Here is a 2,632-nt window from a genome sequence, read left to right as displayed (position 1 = left end):
GGGTGGGCGATGCCGAAGACCTCCGCGAGGTCGATGATCGGAATGAGCTCCCCGCCGACACCGGAGAGCGGAACGTCCTCCTCCTCGTCGAGTGCGAGGCCGGGCGCCGCGCTGCGCTCGCCGTCGACATCATCCATGACCAGCGGCAGGTCGTCATCAAGAGCCTCGAGGAAAGCTACGGTGCGATCCACGGCATCTCGGCGGCGACGATCCTGGGCGACGGGCGGATCGCGCTCATCGTCGATCCCGAGGAGATCATCGCCGCCGCGGCGCCCGAAGTCCCCACCCCTCCGCTTGCAGCCAACGAGTAGACAATGCTTCAGAACAGTGCCCATGACACTCCCGGCCGGCGCGATGTCGTCTCCTTCCGCGTGGCCGAGCAGGATTTCTGCATCGACATCGGCGTCGTGAGGGAAATCCGCGGATGGACCCCCACGACGGTCCTGCCCCACTCGCAGGACTACGTGAAAGGCGTCGTCAACCTGCGAGGATCGGTGGTCGCGGTCGTCGACCTTTCCGCGCGGCTCGGCTTCGGGGCGACGCAGCCCTGCGCCCGCCACATCATCATCATCGTGATGATCGGTGATCAGACGGTCGGCCTTCTGGCCGATGTCGTGTCCGACATCCTGACCATCGACGACACCGCGATGCGGCACGTGCCGGACATCGCGTCCGAGGTCGCGCGCGACTTCATCAGCAACGTCGTGACCTTCGAGGACGGGCGCATGCTCCGAAAGATCGACCTCGCCCGCGTTCTCCCCGAACTCGCCACCGACAGGGCATGATGTCGACAGCGGTCCCCTCAGGTTCGGCGGAGACGGCACCGGCCACGATGTCGGATGCGGACTTCAATGCCTTCGCGCGGGTCATCCACGCGCAGACCGGCATCGTGATCAACGACGGAAAGCGCAGCATGCTGGTCTCTCGGCTGTCGCGGCGCCTGCGCAAGCTCGGGCTTTCGGAATTCTCGGAGTACCGGCGGCTGCTCGAGTCCGGCGCGGGCGACGAGGAGCGGCGCGAACTCGTCTCTGCGATCACCACGAACGTGACGAGCTTCTTCCGGGAACCGGTGCATTTCGACGTCCTGAAGGGCCTCGTGCCCGAACTGAGCGAACGAGCACGGGCCGGCGACCGGATCCGCATATGGTCCGCCGGCTGTTCGTCCGGAGAGGAACCCTACAGCATCGCGATGACGCTGGCCGAAGCCTGGTCCGGGGTGCAGGCGGCGGATGTCCGGATCCTCGCCACCGACATCGACCCCGAGATGGTCGAGAAGGCCCGGCGCGGCATCTACGCGCCGCCCCAGAACGGGCACCCCCTGCCCGCCGCGGTTTCGCGATACACGCGACGACAGGACAACGGGAGTTTCGCCGTTGATCCGGCTCTCAGGTCGATCATCCGCTTCGAGGAACTGAACCTTCTCGGCGCCTGGCCCTTCGCCGGCTCCTTCGACGTCATCTTCTGCCGGAATGTCGTCATATATTTCGACGCCGAGACGCGGCTGCGCCTCTGGCGGCGCTTCGCGGAGCGGCTTCGCCCCGGCGGCACGCTCTTCGTCGGACATTCCGAGCGCGTCGACGCCGATCTGGAGCCGCTGCTGCAGCCCGCGGGCGTCACGCAATACCGCCGGACGACGCTTTCCACCAAGTGAGGCCTCCTCGCGAGGACCTGAACCCAAGCCGCAGACGAGGATCGAGACACAGCCATGTCCCTGAAGAACAGCCTCCAAATCATGGTCGTCGACGACATGTCGGTCAGTCGGGGCCTGATCGAGAACGCGCTCGAGGAGATCGGGCTGCGGCACGTCGACTACAAGACGGACGGCGCCACCGCCCTGCGCAGTCTCGTCGCGAGCCCCGTGCACCTCGTGATCTCGGACTACAACATGCCCGGGATGGACGGCCTGACCCTCCTCGAGGCGCTGCGGCGCAACCGCAGCACGCAACGCATCGGCTTCATCCTGATCACGGGACGCGCCGACCGCGAGGTCCTGACGCGCGGCCAGCAACTGGGAATGAACAATTTCCTGACGAAGCCCTTCTCGACCATGGGCCTCAAGACCTGCATCGAGCAGGTCGTGGGAACGCTGCATTGATCGTCGAGGACAACGGCGGCCCGCCACAGGACGCCCCGCACCTCTTTCGCAACCCGACGGCGCGGGAAATGCTCCTCGCCTGCGCCACGGAGGCGGCGTTCCAGGCCGATGCCCTCGTCCGGCTCGACGCGGCGGTCGGCCAGGCGGTCATCGATGGCGCGGTCACCGCAGACCCGCTGGTCCTCCAGGCAATCGACCTGCTGCGGCAGGAAGCGCGCGGCTTCGCGGACCTGCTCGGCCTCGTCGCGGCGGAGACCTCGCCGGAGGCCGAACTCGACGGAGCCGCCGTGGCGGCCTGCATGCCCGTCGCCGCCCAACGCCACCGGCTGATGTCATGACGCGCCTTGCCTGCCGGCGGCCGTTTCGAAGGAAAGCGGATCGCGCTCATCGCCGCAGGCCTCCGCTCCCGCGCCGGTCGTGCGCACGGAGACGCGGCACGCTTAACGCGGTCTTCAGCCCGATCTGACAGAGCGGTCGCAGCGGTCAGAAGATGGGTCGAGCGAGACAGGCATGTCCGACGGAAAGAACCAGCGTCCG

At 67.2% G+C, this 2,632-nt stretch carries 5 protein-coding genes; all 5 read left to right on the top strand.

Annotation, left to right across the window (positions count from 1 at the left end; all coding sequences use genetic code 11):
* Positions 1 to 311: chemotaxis protein CheW (locus tag ACTS11_RS07500; RefSeq protein ID WP_442639706.1), on the top strand; the 311-nt coding region annotated here is incomplete at its 5' end.
* A gap of 3 nt (positions 312 to 314) precedes the next feature.
* Positions 315 to 785, top strand: coding sequence for a chemotaxis protein CheW (locus tag ACTS11_RS07495; RefSeq protein WP_442639705.1), 471 nt, complete (start codon positions 315 to 317; stop codon positions 783 to 785).
* Between the two features lie 47 nt (positions 786 to 832).
* Positions 833 to 1,651: a CheR family methyltransferase gene (locus ACTS11_RS07490; RefSeq protein ID WP_442639704.1), complete on the top strand. Its 819-nt coding sequence runs from the start codon at positions 833 to 835 to the stop codon at positions 1,649 to 1,651.
* A 54-nt stretch (positions 1,652 to 1,705) separates the two neighbouring features.
* Positions 1,706 to 2,095: a response regulator gene (locus ACTS11_RS07485; protein WP_442639703.1), complete on the top strand. Its 390-nt coding sequence runs from the start codon at positions 1,706 to 1,708 to the stop codon at positions 2,093 to 2,095.
* Positions 2,092 to 2,433, top strand: coding sequence for a hypothetical protein (locus tag ACTS11_RS07480; protein ID WP_442639702.1), 342 nt, complete (start codon positions 2,092 to 2,094; stop codon positions 2,431 to 2,433). Before ACTS11_RS07485 ends, ACTS11_RS07480 begins: the two co-directional genes overlap by 4 nt.
* Positions 2,434 to 2,632: the final 199 nt, after the last annotated feature.

The sequence above is a fragment of the Roseicyclus sp. genome (assembly GCF_052168335.1).
Classification (GTDB): Bacteria; Pseudomonadota; Alphaproteobacteria; order Rhodobacterales; family Rhodobacteraceae; genus Roseibacterium.
This window is presented reverse-complemented; position numbering and strand designations above follow the sequence as displayed.

Bases quoted from the DNA above. Each gene is read 5' to 3' on its own strand.
- ACTS11_RS07495 (WP_442639705.1), top strand. From the start codon at position 315: ATGCTTCAGAACAGTGCCCATGACACTCCCGGCCGGCGCGATGTCGTC.
- ACTS11_RS07490 (WP_442639704.1), top strand. From the start codon at position 833: ATGTCGGATGCGGACTTCAATGCCTTCGCGCGGGTCATCCACGCGCAG.
- ACTS11_RS07485 (WP_442639703.1), top strand. From the start codon at position 1,706: ATGTCCCTGAAGAACAGCCTCCAAATCATGGTCGTCGACGACATGTCG.